Annotated in this window: 14 protein-coding genes and 1 pseudogene; 8 read left to right on the top strand and 7 right to left on the bottom strand. The window is 49.2% G+C overall.

The window, feature by feature from the left end; all coding sequences use genetic code 11:
* Window positions 1-38: 38 nt before the first annotated feature.
* The 4 genes from FQV43_RS08350 to FQV43_RS08335 all read right to left on the bottom strand — a co-directional run bounded on the left by FQV43_RS08350 (window position 39) and on the right by FQV43_RS08335 (window position 4,233).
* Window positions 39-236 (bottom strand): YbdD/YjiX family protein, encoded by a 198-nt coding sequence (locus tag FQV43_RS08350; protein ID WP_146339965.1) that lies wholly within the window; start codon window positions 234-236, stop codon window positions 39-41.
* Window positions 237-239: 3 nt separating this feature from the next.
* Window positions 240-2,474, bottom strand: a complete 2,235-nt coding sequence (locus FQV43_RS08345) for a carbon starvation CstA family protein (protein WP_146339963.1) — start codon at window positions 2,472-2,474, stop codon at window positions 240-242.
* 190 nt (window positions 2,475-2,664) lie between these two features.
* On the bottom strand, window positions 2,665-2,934 hold the full coding sequence (locus FQV43_RS08340) for a DUF3073 domain-containing protein (protein WP_144275477.1): 270 nt from the start codon (window positions 2,932-2,934) through the stop codon (window positions 2,665-2,667).
* 192 nt (window positions 2,935-3,126) lie between these two features.
* Window positions 3,127-4,233: a folate-binding protein YgfZ gene (locus tag FQV43_RS08335; RefSeq protein ID WP_146339961.1), complete on the bottom strand. Its 1,107-nt coding sequence runs from the start codon at window positions 4,231-4,233 to the stop codon at window positions 3,127-3,129.
* A gap of 38 nt (window positions 4,234-4,271) precedes the next feature.
* Here FQV43_RS08335 and FQV43_RS08330 point away from each other — a divergent pair, with 38 nt between their 5' ends.
* A complete protein-coding gene (locus tag FQV43_RS08330; protein ID WP_146339959.1) occupies window positions 4,272-5,252 on the top strand; it encodes an aminodeoxychorismate lyase in 981 nt (326 codons plus the stop codon).
* A 38-nt stretch (window positions 5,253-5,290) separates the two neighbouring features.
* Here FQV43_RS08330 and FQV43_RS08325 read toward each other — a convergent pair whose 3' ends face one another.
* A complete protein-coding gene (locus FQV43_RS08325) occupies window positions 5,291-5,992 on the bottom strand; it encodes an FABP family protein (RefSeq protein WP_146339957.1) in 702 nt (233 codons plus the stop codon).
* A 123-nt stretch (window positions 5,993-6,115) separates the two neighbouring features.
* Between FQV43_RS08325 and FQV43_RS08320 the strand changes: the two genes are divergently transcribed.
* A complete protein-coding gene (locus FQV43_RS08320; protein ID WP_144275486.1) occupies window positions 6,116-7,243 on the top strand; it encodes a diacylglycerol kinase family protein in 1,128 nt (375 codons plus the stop codon).
* An 18-nt stretch (window positions 7,244-7,261) separates the two neighbouring features.
* Here FQV43_RS08320 and FQV43_RS08315 read toward each other — a convergent pair whose 3' ends face one another.
* A complete protein-coding gene (locus FQV43_RS08315; RefSeq protein WP_144275488.1) occupies window positions 7,262-8,032 on the bottom strand; it encodes an LmeA family phospholipid-binding protein in 771 nt (256 codons plus the stop codon).
* A gap of 120 nt (window positions 8,033-8,152) precedes the next feature.
* Here FQV43_RS08315 and mshD point away from each other — a divergent pair, with 120 nt between their 5' ends.
* The 6 genes and pseudogenes from mshD (at window position 8,153) to FQV43_RS08285 (ending at window position 15,515) form a co-directional block, all read left to right on the top strand.
* Window positions 8,153-9,040, top strand: a complete 888-nt coding sequence (mshD, locus tag FQV43_RS08310; protein WP_146339955.1) for a mycothiol synthase — start codon at window positions 8,153-8,155, stop codon at window positions 9,038-9,040.
* Between the two features lie 243 nt (window positions 9,041-9,283).
* Window positions 9,284-10,432, top strand: coding sequence for a phosphate ABC transporter substrate-binding protein PstS (gene pstS, locus FQV43_RS08305; protein WP_146340508.1), 1,149 nt, complete (start codon window positions 9,284-9,286; stop codon window positions 10,430-10,432).
* Between the two features lie 144 nt (window positions 10,433-10,576).
* Window positions 10,577-11,638, top strand: a complete 1,062-nt coding sequence (pstC, locus tag FQV43_RS08300; RefSeq protein WP_144275492.1) for a phosphate ABC transporter permease subunit PstC — start codon at window positions 10,577-10,579, stop codon at window positions 11,636-11,638.
* Window positions 11,639-11,650: 12 nt separating this feature from the next.
* Window positions 11,651-12,548: pseudogene (gene pstA, locus FQV43_RS08295) on the top strand (phosphate ABC transporter permease PstA).
* 14 nt (window positions 12,549-12,562) lie between these two features.
* Window positions 12,563-13,342 carry a phosphate ABC transporter ATP-binding protein PstB gene (gene pstB / locus FQV43_RS08290; RefSeq protein ID WP_144275496.1) on the top strand — a complete coding sequence of 260 codons (780 nt, stop codon included), beginning with the start codon at window positions 12,563-12,565 and terminating at the stop codon, window positions 13,340-13,342.
* Between the two features lie 256 nt (window positions 13,343-13,598).
* A complete protein-coding gene (locus FQV43_RS08285) occupies window positions 13,599-15,515 on the top strand; it encodes a YhgE/Pip family protein (RefSeq protein WP_146339950.1) in 1,917 nt (638 codons plus the stop codon).
* 111 nt (window positions 15,516-15,626) lie between these two features.
* Here FQV43_RS08285 and phoU read toward each other — a convergent pair whose 3' ends face one another.
* Window positions 15,627-16,385 carry a phosphate signaling complex protein PhoU gene (gene phoU / locus FQV43_RS08280; RefSeq protein WP_146339948.1) on the bottom strand — a complete coding sequence of 253 codons (759 nt, stop codon included), beginning with the start codon at window positions 16,383-16,385 and terminating at the stop codon, window positions 15,627-15,629.
* Window positions 16,386-16,418 lie beyond the last annotated feature (33 nt).

Below are 16,418 nucleotides of genomic sequence, written 5' to 3'. Positions count from 1 at the left end.
TTATTTATGTGGTTATGCTTTTCGACGCTCACCCAAACCTAGCAGCATCTACTTCCTGGATTGCGCTGTTGTTCTTGCCATCTGCGCTGCCAATACTGCTTTTCGCTAGGAATAGGCTGCTCTGGGTGGTGCGCGCGCATATGGGCAACATATTTGTGATAATCATGTTCGCCCATCATCTCGCCAAGACCATGCCAGGTGCGACGGATTAGCCCAGTAATGTGTGTGAATTTCATGTGTTATGTGTGGGATAGCGTCGTATAGTTGCGGCTGAGTTGGTATTGCGAGTGGAGCGGTTCAATGTGTGAGGCAATGAATGCGGATTCGCTTTCAGTACACACTTCACCGTGACTTTCTGCTTCGAGTGGCTTGCGTGCTACCTGCATGATTTTCACCAATGCAGCAAGCACTACGACGATAACACTGAGTGCAAAGATGATTGATAAGGATGTTTGTAGGGCAGTATTCCTTACCACTGCTTGCATTGCTTCGACACCAACTGTTGTGCCAAGCTCAGTTTTTCCTGCAGCAAGAGCTTCTTGGTAGCGATTGTGCTGTGCCCAGTAGCCAATTTTCGGGTCGGAGGAGAAAATCTTTTGCCAAGAGGCCGTTAACGTGATGAGCAAATCCCACGCCAGTGGCAGTGCGGGTATCCATATCCACCGCCATAGTGCTTTCTTGGCAAAAACCACGATGCACAGAGTCAATGCTACTGCGGCAAGGAGCTGGTTGGCGATGCCAAAGAGCGGGAATAGGGCGTTAATACCACCGAGTGGATCGGTAACACCAATCACCAAAATGCTGCCCCAACCTGCACAAACCAATAAGGTAGCAATCCAGCCACCCAGTGACCAACTTTGATCCTTGAACTTGCCCAGCCCCGGCACATTACCCATGACTTCGCTCATCATAAAGCGGGCGACACGAGTGCCAGCGTCGACGGTGGTCAGGATGAATAGTGCCTCAAACATGATGGCAAAGTGATACCAAAAAGCCTGGAGTGCGGAGCTGCCAAAGACGCTACTCAAAATAGCAGACATACCAAATGCAAAGGTGGGGGCGCCACCTGTACGTGAGATGATAGAATGCTCGCCCACGGCGTCGGCATGGGCAGCAAGAGTTTCAGCACTGATATTGCCGTCACCCAACCCGAGAGAATTAACATAGGCAGCGGCACTTTCTGGGGTGCCACCAGTGAGGGTTGCTGGTGCATTCATGGCGAAGTAGAGGTGTTGGTCAAGGATAACTGCCGTGATCATTGCCATGATGGCTACGAAAGATTCAACAAGCATGGCGCCATAACCGATGGTACGCATATGTGATTCTTTTTCAATGAGTTTTGGCGTGGTACCCGATGCGATAAGCGCATGGAATCCTGAAAGAGCACCGCAGGCAATGGTGATGAAGAGGAAGGGGAAAAGGTCGCCAGCAAAAACTGGTCCGGTGCCGTCGGTAGCAAATTGGGTTAGTGCTGGCATGGTGATGTTGGGGCGTGCAAGGATAATGCCCACGGCAAGTAGGCCGATAACCCCGATTTTCATGAATGTTGATAAATAATCGCGTGGTGCCAGCAAAAGCCATACCGGCAATACAGCTGCCACAAAACCATAACCAATCAAGGCAAGCGATAAGGTGAGCTTAGACCAGGTAAAATACTCCACACCCCAGTCAGTGTTTGCGATCTGTCCGCCACCAATAATGGCAAGCAGTAATAACGCCACCCCAATGAGGGAGACTTCCCGAATTTTTCCAGGGCGCAGATAACGCAAGTACACACCCATAAACAGTGCGATGGGGATAGTCATGGAGATAGAGAACACACCCCATGGTGATTCAGCAAGAGCATTGACGACGACCAACCCAAGAACCGCAATGAGAATGATCATGATGCTCAAAATGGCAAGCATTCCGGCAATGCCACCCACTCTGCCGACCTCGTCGCGCAGCATTTGTCCGAGGGTGCGGCCACCGCGTCTCGTGGAGATCCATAGTACGAGATAATCTTGAACAGCACCGGCAAAGATTACGCCGAGAATGATCCAGAGAGTGCCTGGTAGGTAACCCATTTGAGCTGCCATGATGGGGCCGACCAACGGTCCTGCTCCTGCGATGGCGGCAAAGTGATGCCCAAAGAGTACGCTCTTATTGGTAGGCATATAGTTTTTGCCGTCTGACATATATTCGGCAGGGGTGGCTCGGTCATTGCGTGGGCGCACAACCTTATATTCAATCAGGCGTGCGTAGAGGGTAAATCCAATGATGTAAGAGCCGATTGCGGCTAGGACAATCCACAGGGTGTTGATACTTTCGCCGCGCCCGAGGGCGATAGCGCCCCAGCCTAATGCTGCCAGTATTGCCGCGCCAAGGATGACAAGGCGTGTTGTGGTGTTGGCAGTTTGATGTGTAGAACCGCGCACAGGTTTATGTGTGTTGCTGCGCGGGTGTTCGGATTTATGAAGAACATCGCTTTCCATGTGATGAGACTACCATCTCATATAGTAAGAAACGAAAATGCTTTTGGGGGGAATCTGTGAATAGCCTAGGAAAGTACCCAAAGTTAGGGGTAAGAGTGAGAGGTAAGGAAAGCGGGAAGGCTGTTCCATGTCGTTTCCTAACCATAGAAAAAGAGCGAAAGCGATGCTTTCGCTCTTTTAGGCAAGAGGCTTAGTTCTTGGAATAAGGATCTGCAGAATCATCCTCAGAGTCTTCTTCAATCCAATCTGCATACTTTGCATATTGGTCTTCGTAATCAGAGTAATCATCTGAATAATCCCCGTAACCATCGTAGTCCTTGTCATTGGTACGGTCAGAGGAGTTACGATGGGATTGCTCTGCGAGCTCTCGTTGCAACGAGTCCAAGTCCATACTTGGTGTGTTGTATTTGAGTTGGCGTGCGACTTTGGTCTGTTTAGCCTTCGCGCGACCACGTCCCATGGCATGACCCCCTTGGAGTTGCTCGGGTGTTCCTGGGAATTTGGACACCCCATAATTTATCTAGTTAATCTTTTCCTGTTACATAGGATAGCGTGAGTACAACAATTTTGCTGAATCTTAACGCCCAATCCACATATTTTCTTGTAAAAACTCAAAAATATCAGCAAAAGCGTTTGGTGGAAAGTGCTATACTCAGTTTCCTTTTAATTTGTTAATCGCAGCACGACCCGGTTTGATACTTTCCTCATGTGGCAGGCTATCCGGATCAATAACAACACCTGCCTCGGCAACACTCAACTCACTACTTGCCAAAGCACTGCGTTTAATCAAAGCAAGCGCAATGGGGCCATAGTCATGGTCATGCACAACTGAGCCAACTCTGCCCACGCTACGATTTCTCGCCATTACTGGTTCACCAGTACGCGGCAGACGCGGAGCAGAGCCATCGAGCTGCAATAACACCAATGCTCGGGGTGATTGCCCTAAGTTTGCCACCCGTGCCACAGTTTCTTGCCCACGGTAACATCCCTTATTCAGACATACTGCCTGCTCAACTAATAACGCAGACTCATGCGGAATGGACTTATCATCCAGGTCGATGCCAGCCATTGGTGCTAATGCCTTGACTCGCTCGGCAGTATAAGCCATAAAACCAACCGGCATATATTCCAAGGAAATGAGCGTATGTGCTACGTCGAGCAGCTCAGAACGCTCCACAATGACGTCGTAAGTGGGTACACCCCAGTGTGAATACCGGCTCGCCACAAGTAAGTGGGCAGTATTGAGCTTGTCGACGATGTCCTGGTGCTGCGTAACCTCACCTCCGACCAAGCTCAAAAACCCAAGATCAGGGGTGCTGATACTTACCTGCGACCAAAACACCATTCTGGTGAGGTACGTGACCAGACTTTCCCATTGTGGGGCACTGACATCGAGATAAAAATCCTCCCCAATTCTACTGACAGTAATCTGGTGCAGAATACGCCCTTGAGCATCTAAATCAAGCGCCTGGGTGGTGGTACCAGGGGCAAGGTCGTCAAGTTTCTGGGAAAAGAGTGTGTGGAGATAAGTGGCAGCGTCTGTGCCGCTAACTTTAATAAACCGCCTATGAGATTGATCAACAAAACCCCTGTTAGCTTTGCTAAAAGCGCGTTGCTCGCGCAGTGGATCGCCATAATGCCATGCCACTGCCCGGTATTCTGGCAGGTCATCGTCTCCCTGGGGTAAACTTGCATGAGGTAAGTGAAGCAAGGGCGACTGATAGCTTTGATGAGAATCACGTAGTTCCTGGGTCACAATTACTTATGATAGCGCTAGCTGAAAGGGCATAAGAGACAATGGCAGCTGACCATACCGTACCTGGTGCGCACAGGGAACACGGGGAGCATAAGCACAAACCAGCTGAACCTATCATCATTGCGATTGAGCCTTTTGGCGGTTCAATCAGAAACCACCGACCACAATTGCCGCTTATCTATTGGGATGATGCAGCCGTTACACGCGGTGACGGTATCTTTGAGACTTTTCTCCTCCACAATGGCAAGCTCTGTAATTTTGAGCGCCATAGTGCGCGTTTTCAATCCTCGGCTGCTCTTTTAGATTTGCCGGAACCACATCTTGCCGATTGGGTGCGCGCTACCGAACTTGCCGCCCAACAGTGGCAAGAGCAATGGTTGCGTCGCAAAGCAAGCGGAGCTGATAGTAGAACACAATGCCCAGATGCCCGATGCGTATGGACCTATACTCGCGGCAGAGAATCAACCGGACAACCTAGTGCCTGGCTGAGCCTTACCGAAGTAAGCAGTACAATTACACAACAGCGAAAGCATGGAGTAAAAGCCATGACCGCTGCCCGCGGCTATCGCATGAGTGCCACTGAAGAAGAAACTCCCATGCCATCGTGGCTGGCAGTAGGAGCAAAAACCCTCAACTATGCTGCGAATATGGCGGCATTGCGCTATGCCAAAAACCACGGCTTTGATGATGTCATTTATGTGGAGGGAGAAAAAATCCTGGAAGGTGCCACCTCAAATGTCGTGCTTGTTCGCGGTGACAAAATACGCACTCCCATACCCGGCGGAGACATTCTAGCCGGTACCGCACAAGCAGCGCTTTTTGACTATGCCAGCACAAGAGGGTGGCGCTGCAAAGCCAAAGACCTATACCTGGAAGATCTCTACAGGGCAGATAGCGTATGGTTGCTCAGCTCTGTGCGCATGGGAGTGCGGGTGCGCAAAATCAATGACATGAAACTTGCGCGCCCTGACAATGAACAGGACATACAGTCCCTGATTGTTTCGGCGCTATCCCAGCCCTAAACGCTACACCGCCAAAGCTGGGGTACGCCCCCAAAAAATTAGCCAATGACCCGGTGGAGCTCTGCAGACATACGAGGACGCAGCTCATTATTAACCAGACGCTCATCGACCCACCCCAAGTTGTTATTAGGCATAAGACCAAACAGCCGCTTACCTGGACCTAAGGTTTGTGGCCCAGTGGCAGTGACCATAGTAGAGGCTGATTCTATTTGCCAAGCGCGTTCATTAACTGGTTGACCATAAAAAATCTCGATAGCACCAGTGGAATGAGCGCACACAACCTCAATTTCATCTTTGAGGTTAATGCGCCAGAAACCAGTTTCTCGCTGGTCAAGACCGGTTGGATTGCCTTGTTCATCGAGTTTCCAGATGCGCGATTCATAAGTGAGGTAATTCTCGCCGTCGTGAGCAAAAGTAATTTGTTGCCCAAAGTTATACTGTCCGCTTTCTGGAATATCCGCTTGACCAGTGCCACGCCATACCCCAACCAGCGGCAAGAGAGCGAGCAGACCGTCATGAAGATTAGGACCTTCGCGCAGGTTCGCGGTGTCATCAGGAATGGGAAGATCTCCCAGACCAGGGATATTGCGATGCGCAGTATCTTTCCACTGCTGGGCAGCTTGGTTAACTGCCTCACTACCTGCTAAAGAAATACGTGGTTGCCCACCGGCTGCGGCAGCGTCGCCAGGAGTATCCTGGTGCGGACTCTCAGAAGTGCCAGAAATATTATCAGAATTCATATAGACAACCCTAAGGGTTTAGCGCAAAAAGTCCAATCACTATCCCACAAACAGCACTGTGCGGCACAATACAGCCCAGCGTAATATGCGTAAGCTCAGCACAATACGATAAAGTGCTAATACGTGCGAGCTTTATTAATCTCCAATCCTCATTCCACCACCCAGACTGCCACGCTCTTTAGTCGCATTATCCCTATTTTGCGTGCAGTGCCGGGAATGGAATTGCTGTCTGTTTTCACTCAACGCGCCGGACACGCGCGCCAGATGTGTGAACAACTCATGGCAGCGCGTAGACAAAGTACACCACTTGCCACCAACGCTGACCCTACGCTGGAGAAAATTATCCGCTTCAACCCTGACACAATCATCGCCGTCGGTGGCGACGGCACGGTCAATGAGGTTATCAATGGGCTTTTAGGCACTGTTTCCTCAGCGACCACCACAACCCAAGGTACTCAAACCATAACGCTCGACGATGTGCCTACGCTGGGAGTCATTCCCACCGGCTCGGCTAATGTTTTCGTGCGTGCTCTTGGATTCCCCCAAGATCCGATTCATGCGACCCAGGTACTTGCACACACTCTTGAACATCAGCAGAAACGACGCATTGAGCTGGGCACTTGGGAAGATCAGTGGTTTGCGGTCAATGCAGGTTTTGGCATTGACGCCAATGTTATCGCTGAGGTAGAGCGTGCTCGCGAGCGTGGCTTTGCTGCAACACCATTGCGTTATTTGCGTGTGGCATTGCGCGCCTGGTTGAAAACGCGTCGGCAGCCACCACATATTGATGTGCACGCGGTCAATCGTGATAATGAGGTGTTGGAATTGCAGGAATTGCCGATCTGCATGGCGTCCAATACTAACCCGTGGACATTTCTTGGCCCTTTGCCGGTGGTAACCAATCCGCGCAATTCCTTTGATCTGGGCTTGAGTATTTTTGCCTTGGAAGACATCAGCGGTATTGGCGGTGTAGCAAGTATGATTCACCTGGTTGGTATCGGCAAGCACCAGAAAATCAAAAAGCTTATCGACGGTCGGACTCGGACATTTGACGATGCTACGAGCATTATTCTCGATTGTCATGCGCAGCAGCGATTCCAGGTTGATGGTGAATATGCTGGTAAATACGAGAAAATACGTTTGGGTGCCGTCGCAGATGCACTGTGCGTGTACGCGCCAATAGAGAAAGTGCAGCCGACACCGTTGTCGAAGTTGCGCGTTGCGTTTAGTTTCTTTGACTTCCGGCTCTAAGCAGTTCTCTCAGCAGCTCTAGTTTTCGCGGGTTGCCTGAGGATGCGAGACGATGGGGGATAGGTCGTCTTTGGTGATGGTTACATTGCGCTTTTGGGATTGGAAATAGATATTGCCACCAGAAAGATACACATAACTTGCTTGATCCCCCATCGGGAGGGTGGTGGTATCAAATGTGAGGCTAAAAGTCTTGAATATCTCTGCTTTTTTATGTTCATCACCAGCAATGAGAGTGGTGGGGGTGAGATAGAACGCGGAGCCAATGAGCCTCAGAGATGCGGTAACTGTTACAGGTTTTTCATAGTGAGCTGGCGTTCCTCTCAGCTGCACTTCGCTTGCTGTTCCGCCTGACGGGGAGATGTCATAGGGGTTGGATAGCTCTAGATCATGAATGCCGATTAACGAGCCTATGGCAACAGCGTCGAGTCCAATGGTGCGGGAGATAAGTTGTGCAGTGCTGCCTTCGAGTTGACCATTAAGGATATGGTTGCGATCAACTGCTACTTCGGTAAGCACTGTATTGGCGCGAACTAAGCCAAAAGTAGGCACCGAAATATCTGAGATTCCGATTGATACTTCTTTTAGTTTGTTCTGGGCAAACCCAGCGCTAAACGGAACACCACCAACTCGTACATGAGGTGCTATATCAAGACCAGCCGTGTGCTGAACATCATCAGAGATTGCTTTTTCTGCCACAACAGCCAACGAGGCATCGCCAAGAAAGGCAAAGCACGTAACAACCGCTATGCTACTGGCTGTGGTGAGTAAGGCACGAAGAAAAGCATTCACAACTTATATCTTTACTGTATTTTGAGTTTTTGAGCCAGCGGCGCAATGCTGCACCCCGCCCCCTCAAATATGCTACAAAGGCTACAAAAGATTACTGAGAAACTTGTCAGAGGATCATCAATGAGCGCCACCTATCAACTCAGCCAGCATCTCAACCCAGAACAAGCAGTGCACCTTTGTGCCGCTGCCCAACAGAATGATCAGATTGCCCCATTATCAGAGCAATACTTGCGTGGTATCAGTGATAGCACCCTGGGGCATAAGCATATATGCGTCTATCACCCTGACCCTGACGCCGATGAGATGATCGCCCTGCTCGCCATTGCCCAACAGAGCGCTGAGCTTGTTGTTGCCCCAGCTTTCCGACGCCAAGGCATTGCCACAACACTCATTGAGTATGGGCAAGAGCACGGGGTAAAAAAGTGGTGGGCGCATGGTAATTTTCCAGCTGCAACACACTTGGCGCAGCGCTTTGGATTAGCAAAGACTCGTGAGCTTTTTGTGATGGGCACGAATACGGGTGGCATGAGCGTCGAAAAGCATATTCCCGCAGGCTTTGTTCAGCTCGATTTGTCTGCATTGCGCCAGCGCTATGCAGACGCGGATCAGCAGTGGCTGCGAGTGAATAACGAGGCTTTTTCCTGGCATCCAGAGCAAGGGGGATGGGATGGGCAACGTCTGGCACGTGCTCAGGATACTGAGTGGTTTAATCCTCATGATGTGCTGTTTTTGGTTGAAGAATCAACAGGAGGCATTGCTGGTTTTCATTGGGTGAAGCAGCATGATGAACGCGTCGGAGAAATTTATGTCGTGGGCTTGGCGGATGCGTATCGTGGTCGTGGTCTTGGGCAGCCGCTTATTGTGATGGGAGTCAAACAGTTGATGGCTCATGGGGTGCAGGAGATTATTCTCTATGTTGAATCTGATAATGTGCCTGCTATTCGTGCCTATGAGTCATTGGGTTTTCAGGTACAGCAGCGTCATGGATTATATTCTGCCGCTGAATAACACGTGGGTAAACGGGGATAAGCGCGAGTAAGTGCCAGTAAGCGCAATGAGAAAGTGTGCGCGTGGTGTGCGTTTGCTTAATGCTTTGCGGAAGTTCATGCACAATTAACCCCGGTGGCAATCATTGGACACATAGGGTGCATAAGTTCTTGTGAGGATACAGTCAGATACAGAACTGTCTGTTATTTAGTTAGTAACTTTCTTCGTGAACTTACCGAAAGGTTTTTTGTGAATACCTCATCTATGACTAAGCGTTCTCTTCGTGTAAAGGGACTCGGCATTGCTTCTATCGTTGCAGCGAGCGCACTTGTACTTTCTGGTTGCTCCGAGACTGGCTCTCAGTCTGGTTCTTCAAGCTCTGAAGGTTCCTCCAGCAATGGTGCTGCAATCGAAGGCTTGTCAAATACTCAAGGACAGCTTGTTGGTGAAGGCGCTTCTTCTCAGCAAAAAGCAATGGACTACTTCAATGTGAAGTACCAGACTGCTGTTCCAGGTGCTTCTCTTGCATATAACCCAACCGGTTCTGGTTCTGGTCAAGAGCAGTTCATCAACGGTCAGGTAGTATTTGCTGGTTCTGACTCTGCTCTTAAAGAGGAGCAGGTTGCTAAGGCTAAAGAGCGCTGTGGTGGGGCAGATGTATGGCACCTTCCATTCGTGATTGGTCCAGTTGCTATTGCGTATAACGTTCCTGGTGTAGACGACGTAGCGCTCACCACCGACGCTTTGGCAAAGATTTTCAAGGGCGAGATCACTAAGTGGAATGATCCTGCTATTGCTGAGGCAAATGAAGGCGCTGAGCTTCCTGACAAGGACATCAAGGTTGTGTACCGCTCTGATGAGTCTGGTACTTCTGATAACTTCCAGAAGTTCCTTTCTGCTGCGGCACCTGGTGTATGGACATCTGAAGGTAAAGCATTCCCAACTGAGGTTGGTTCCGGTGCTAATGGTTCTTCCGGTGTTGCTAACGAGGTAGAAGCAACTGAAGGTGCGATCACCTATGTTGAGTCTGGCTTCGCTAAGGAAAAGGGACTTTCTGTAGCAAAGATCGACTTCGGTGCAGGCCCAGTAGAGCTTAATGCTGAAACTGTTGGTGCAGCAATCGACGGTTTGGTATTCAAGAGCGAGGGCAATGACATGGTTGTGGATTCAGCTGCATTGTTCTCTCAGAAAGAGGAAGGTCGTTACCCACTCGTTTTGACCACCTACGAGATTGTTTGCTCTGATTACTCCAACACTGATGACACTGAAGGCAGCGGTGCAATGGTGAAAGACTTCCTCACCGTAGCATTGAACAGCCAGGATTCTGAGCTAGAAAACCAAGGCTTTATCCCAGTTGCTCCTGAATCTGCACACGGTAAGCGTCTTGCTGAGGCAGTTGCCGCAATCAAGTAATTCTCTAATTTTCGCATTCAGCCCGGAACTGTATTATGCAGCTTCCGGGTGTGGTGTATAGCCGTCGATAAGCACAGAAAACACGTGCAGCTAGTGCACATGAGTTGCATAAGACATAAGACGCAGACAACTGTGAGGAATGAAATGAGTCCATCCACTCGGCAGGATCTTGCCGAACAACAAGAAACGATAGCAACTGCCTCGCCGGTTGGTGCTGCCGCAGAGACTACTGAGCAGCCGGCGCAACCTGTCGAAAAAGTAAAAAAGTCAGGCAAAAAGCGTTTAGGCGATACTTTCTTTGAGTTTTTCTCTACTGCAGGCGCAACAATTATTACTGTGCTTATCACAGCAATCGCAGCATTCTTGATTTGGCGTGCGGTGCCGGCACTTACTCGAAACGCCGATGGTTTCATTGGCTTCTTTACCTACAGTGATGCTTGGGATACCAGCAATATCGACTCAATGAAATTCGGTATTCCTAATCTTTTCGCTGTGACAGTCCTTATCTCTGTGGTTGCCTTGGCAATCGCCATGCCTATCGCTCTTGGCGTAGCGATCTTCTTGACTAACTATGCGCCAAAGTCGGCAGTGAAACCCCTGGGATTCTTGGTAGATATGCTTGCTGCTATCCCATCCATTGTTTATGGTTTGTGGGGCTGGCAGGTACTCGGTCCTGCTTTGTCTGGATTCTACGAGTGGCTCAACGGCTGGGCGGGCGGCTTCTTCCTCTTTGCCACCTATTCCAACTCGCCATCATTCGACACGGCACGCAACATTATGACTGGTGGCGTGGTATTGGCAGTGATGATTTTGCCTATTATTGCAGCAACTGCTCGTGAGGTATTTGTGCAAACCCCACGCGGTCATGTGGAATCTGCGTTGGCGTTGGGTGCAACACGTTGGGAAGTGGTGCGCATGAGTGTATTGCCTTTCGGTATGCCAGGTTTCGTTTCTGGTTCCATGCTCGGTCTTGGTCGTGCTCTTGGTGAAACGATGGCATTGTATATGGTTGTCTCACCTTCTTCTGCGTTCCGTTTCTCGCTTTTCGACGGTGGTACTACCTTTGCGACAGCTATTGCTAATGCGGCACCTGAGTTCAATAATGATATTAAAGCGGGCGCATATATTGCAGCTGGTCTAGTGCTTTTCGCCTTGACATTCGTCGTTAATGCCTTTGCCCGTTCTTTAGTCTCGAAGAAGAAATAATCAGGGGGAAAAATGACTACAGCTCTTGCTAAGAAACCGACTTTCACTGGGATTTCTGGTTCCCGTAAAGCCGTCGATAAAGTTATGACCGGGCATTATCTACTTCTGTATGTTGCTGGCTTTGGTGCCGTTGGTATGGGTACTGTTTGAGTTGATTAAGCGTGGATTGACGCCAGTGCTTTCACCGCAGTGGTGGACTACTTCGCAGTTGGGCATCATGTATACGTCTGCTGGTGGTGGTGCTTTGCACGCTATTGTCGGTACGCTCGTTCAGGTTGGTATCGCCTCCCTTGTTTCCATTCCTATCGGTATTTTTACTGCTATTTACTTGGTGGAGTATGACCGTGGTGGAGCACTTGGTCGTATGACTACCTTTATGGTCGATATTCTCTCTGGTGTGCCGTCGATCGTTGCTGCATTGTTCGTGTACTCAATGTGGATCGTGATGTTTGGTTTTGAGCGCTCTGGTATGGCGGTTGCTATTTCCTTGGTTCTGCTGATGATTCCAGTGGTAGTGCGTAATACAGAAGAAATGCTGCGCATTGTGCCAGTGGAATTGCGTGAATCTTCCTATGCCTTGGGTGTGCCAAAGTGGAAAACCATCATGCGCATTGTGCTGCCGACGGCGCTATCTGGAATCGTGACCGGTATCATGCTTGCGATTGCTCGTGTGATGGGTGAGTCGGCACCAGTGCTGATTTTGGTCGGTGCTACCCAGGCGATTAACTGGGATGCTATGACTGGTCCGCAGTCGTCATTGCCATTGATGATGCTTGATATGTATAAGGCAGGAACCTCAGATGCTGTTTTGGACAAGCTATGGGGAGCTGCATTCACCTTGGTTCTCATTATTGCTGTGCTCAATATCGCGGCACGGTTTATCTCTGCAAAGTTCTCAATCAAACAATAGTTCTGGAGTAATTCATGTCTAAGCTGTCTATTCAAGATCTCAACATCTACTACGACAATGGCAATAAGCATGCTGTAGAAAACGTCAATCTGGAAATTCCTGCACGTGCGGTAACAGCATTCATTGGGCCATCTGGTTGTGGTAAATCTACCGTTTTGCGTTCCCTGAACCGAATGCATGAAGTAACCCCTGGAACTATGGTTAAGGGCAAAATTTTGCTTGATGGGGAAGACATCTACGCCGCAAATGTAGATCCTGTGTCCGTGCGCAGCACCATTGGTATGGTGTTCCAGAAGGCTAATCCTTTCCCAACCATGTCTATTGAAGACAATGTGGTGGCAGGGCTTAAACTTGCTGGCGAAAAGAATAAAAAGAAACTGAAAGAAGTTGCTGAGCGTTCTTTGCGCGGCGCTAACTTGTGGGAAGAAGTCAAAGACCGCTTGGATCAGCCTGCCAATAAGCTCTCTGGTGGTCAGCAGCAGCGCCTATGTATTGCGCGTGCGATTGCGGTGGAGCCAGAAATTTTGCTCATGGACGAGCCTTGTTCTGCGCTTGACCCTCACTCCACTCTTGCGGTGGAAGATTTGATTCATGAGCTCAAGGAAGAGCTGACCATCATTATTGTTACGCACAATATGGAGCAAGCTCGACGAGTTTCTGATCAAACAGCTTTCTTCTCTATTCAGAAGCAGGGCGAGCCTGGTCGTTTGATTGAGGTTGCTGATACAAAGAAGATCTTTAATAATCCTGATTGCAAAGAAACAGAGGATTATGTTTCTGGTCGTTTTGGGTAATCGAGTGGATTGACACCCGAGTGGATTGACACCCTAGAGTGCCCCTAAAGAGCACACCCCTGCGGGGGTGTTTTCTTTTATGTCGTTATGTCGATGGGGGTAACCACATGAGTGAGATGAAAATTAAATGCTCTTCTTGCCCTATTGAATGCGATTTTATCCTGAGAGCAGATATTATGTAGGGACAATAGCTTAGGTTGTTAAAACTAAGCGATTGCACATAGAAGATTAGAGTGGGTCATAAGGAATATCAGGTATGAATACTTCGTCATCCGGATTACATCGGATACTAGATTGGCGTCCCCGTAGCGCTTTTGCTCGGACTCTCATTGTGTTACTTCTTGTGGTGCCACTGGCTGTCGCCGTGGCATATATGTGGACAATGTGGGATCCACGTCATTACCTTCATGATGTGAAGCTGGCAGTGGTCAATAAAGATACTGGTGCTGCACAAAATGGTAAGCAAGAGCAATTCGGGCAAAAAGTTGCTGAGGGATTGATCGATACTGAGTATCTCAATTTTGAGCCGGTAAGCGTCGAAGAAGCAGAAAAGGGTTTGGTAGAAGGGAAGTATCTTTTTACTGTGGAGATCCCAGAGGATTTCTCGCAAAAAGTGCTTACCGTTGTGAGCGATCAACCCCAGCAGCCTGTGATTGATGTTTCGTATAACGATTACAACGGTACAAATACGCCATTGCTTACCAATGCGTTGGTATCAGAGATCCAAAAGAGTGTGTCTAAAGGTATTCAGCGAGGTTATGCTGAGCAGATTTTGAGCGGAATGAAGCAGCTTGGTGAGGGGCTTGGCACCGCAGCTGATGGTGCCGCTCAATTGGATAATGGTGCTACCAAATTGCATGACGGTACTACTCAGGGTGTTGATGGTGCGCGCCAGCTCAAAGAGGGCACCACAAAGCTACTAGATGGCTCCAACCAACTTGTCTCGGGGCAGGATCAGATACTAGATGGTACCCGTCAGCTTGGCGACGGCATGACGCAAATTGATGATGGTGTCGGGAAATTGACAGATACCATGTTGCCTTTAGTGGAGCAGGTGCAAAATCTGGCTAGCACAATTCAACCCATGATTGATTCCATGCGCATGATTGGTCTTAATGCTCAAGCAGATCAGCTCCAAAGCCAGTTGGCGCAGCTCAATAACTCTAATCCAGAAAATATGGCAGCACAGTTGCGCAAATTAAAAGATGGTACTGCCCAGGTGCGCTACAACCTCACTGATCCTTCATCGCAATATCTTGGTGGTATGCTCAAGCTCAACGATGGGCAGCACCAGCTTAACGACGGTATCGTCCAGCTTGATAATGGAGTAGGTCGTCTTTATGACGGAACTCAACAGCTCAACGCGGGAACTCAACAACTCAAAGACGGTACCACTCAGCTTTCTACTGGCCTAAGCGCTGGTGCAGCCCAGGCGCCAAAGATCAATGATTTGCCGGGCTCTGTGCAGCAAATGTCCGTGCCTATTATTTATGAGAGCAACAACGCTCACGCAGTACAGACTCAAATGGATGAGCATGACCCCACTCAGCTAAAACTCAACGGTGGTGTATCTATGATTTTGATTCTGGTCTTTGGATTCTTGCTCATGGCGGTTGTGGCAATGTTGTTGCCGGATGTACTGGGACGTATGCGCAAGACTAAGGCAATGATTCCAGCAATATGGTCGTTCATTGTGACATCGGTAGTTAATATGATTGTGCTCTTGGTTATGGCAGGTGTATCGACCACAATGAACTGGAAACCGGAAAATTGGGGTGCGGTGCTACTCGTTCTTGCCCTCATTGCCATGACTGGTGCTGCCGTCTACCAGTTCTTCCTGGTACTCTTTGGCCGCCTCGTCGGTGGTATTTTCTCCTTAGGATTCTTAGGCTATGGCGCTTTCTCCTTCGGCGGCATTTGGCCACTATCGCTGACCCCAAGCGCACTAAAGATATTCCACAGTGTGCACCCTATGTCCTATGCTCGTTATGCTTTCGTGCGTGCCACCGACGGCATTATTGACTCAACATTCTGGGTTGGCATTATTGGGCTTGTGCTGAGCATTGTGCTTTCTCTCGCACTGACCTATCTTGTTCGAGTATTGCGCGTTCGACGCAATAAGGAACAAGAACTGCTCAGCGCCCAGCACACTCAGCAGTTCGGCATTGCCTAATGGGTATTGCCTAATGAATGCGGACTGGCTGATGCCAGTTGAAGCATGAAGAAAAAACTCGGTGTCTTGCTTTTTGCCAAGGCACCGAGTTTTCTTAATTTTTTATTGCCGTTATTCTTCCGAGGGCAGAGAACCACGATAAGAGCGACTAAATTGCTTCTCTAGCTGCTGGAACCTCTGGGCAAATTCCTTTTCTGCTTCTTGTGCTTTTCGCTCATCGAGATAAGCGGAAGAGTCTAGTCCTGTGACCAAGAAAATGATTTGCGCTGCCACATTGACGCAGTGGTCGGCAAACCGCTCAAAGTATCGGGCGATAAGCGCCATGTCTACTGCTTCTTTGGTGGTGTATTTCCACGGGCGCGTGGTCAAAATCGCCATGAGATGACGATGTAAATCATCAACAGCATCATCATCTTCCTGGAGTTTTAGCGCATCTTCTGGGTCAGGTGCAATGAGAATATCTCGAATTTGCCCTAACATACTGGTGCATAAGCGAATTATCTCTTGAAAATAACCCAAGTATTCCTCAGGAACGGTGAACTCTGGGTAGCGTCGTCGCGCTGACTTAGCAGTGTGCTGCATAAGAGCACCCATGCGGCTGAAATCCTGCACGATATGAATTGAGCTAATCACCTGTCGCAGATCACGTGCAATGGGTGCTTCTAGCACTAGCAAATCAATGGCGCGCTGAGTACACCGTGCTTGTATTTCGTTTAGATCATCAGAAAGAGAAAGAGCGTCTTCAGCTTCTTGAAGTGACTGCCCAATTAATGCTTTCGACGCTTTGCCAAGGAGAACCGACACGGTATCACACATAATGATGAGGTCGTGAGCAAAGACATCGAGACTTTCCTGATAAGCAGTACGCATGAGGACACTATAGAACAATCGCTATATTTTCGC

Source organism: Corynebacterium sp. sy039 (genome assembly GCF_007904105.1).
In the GTDB taxonomy this organism is placed as follows: Bacteria; Actinomycetota; Actinomycetes; order Mycobacteriales; family Mycobacteriaceae; genus Corynebacterium.
The sequence above is the reverse complement of the archived record's forward strand: the minus strand, read 5'-3'. Positions and strand labels throughout refer to the sequence as shown.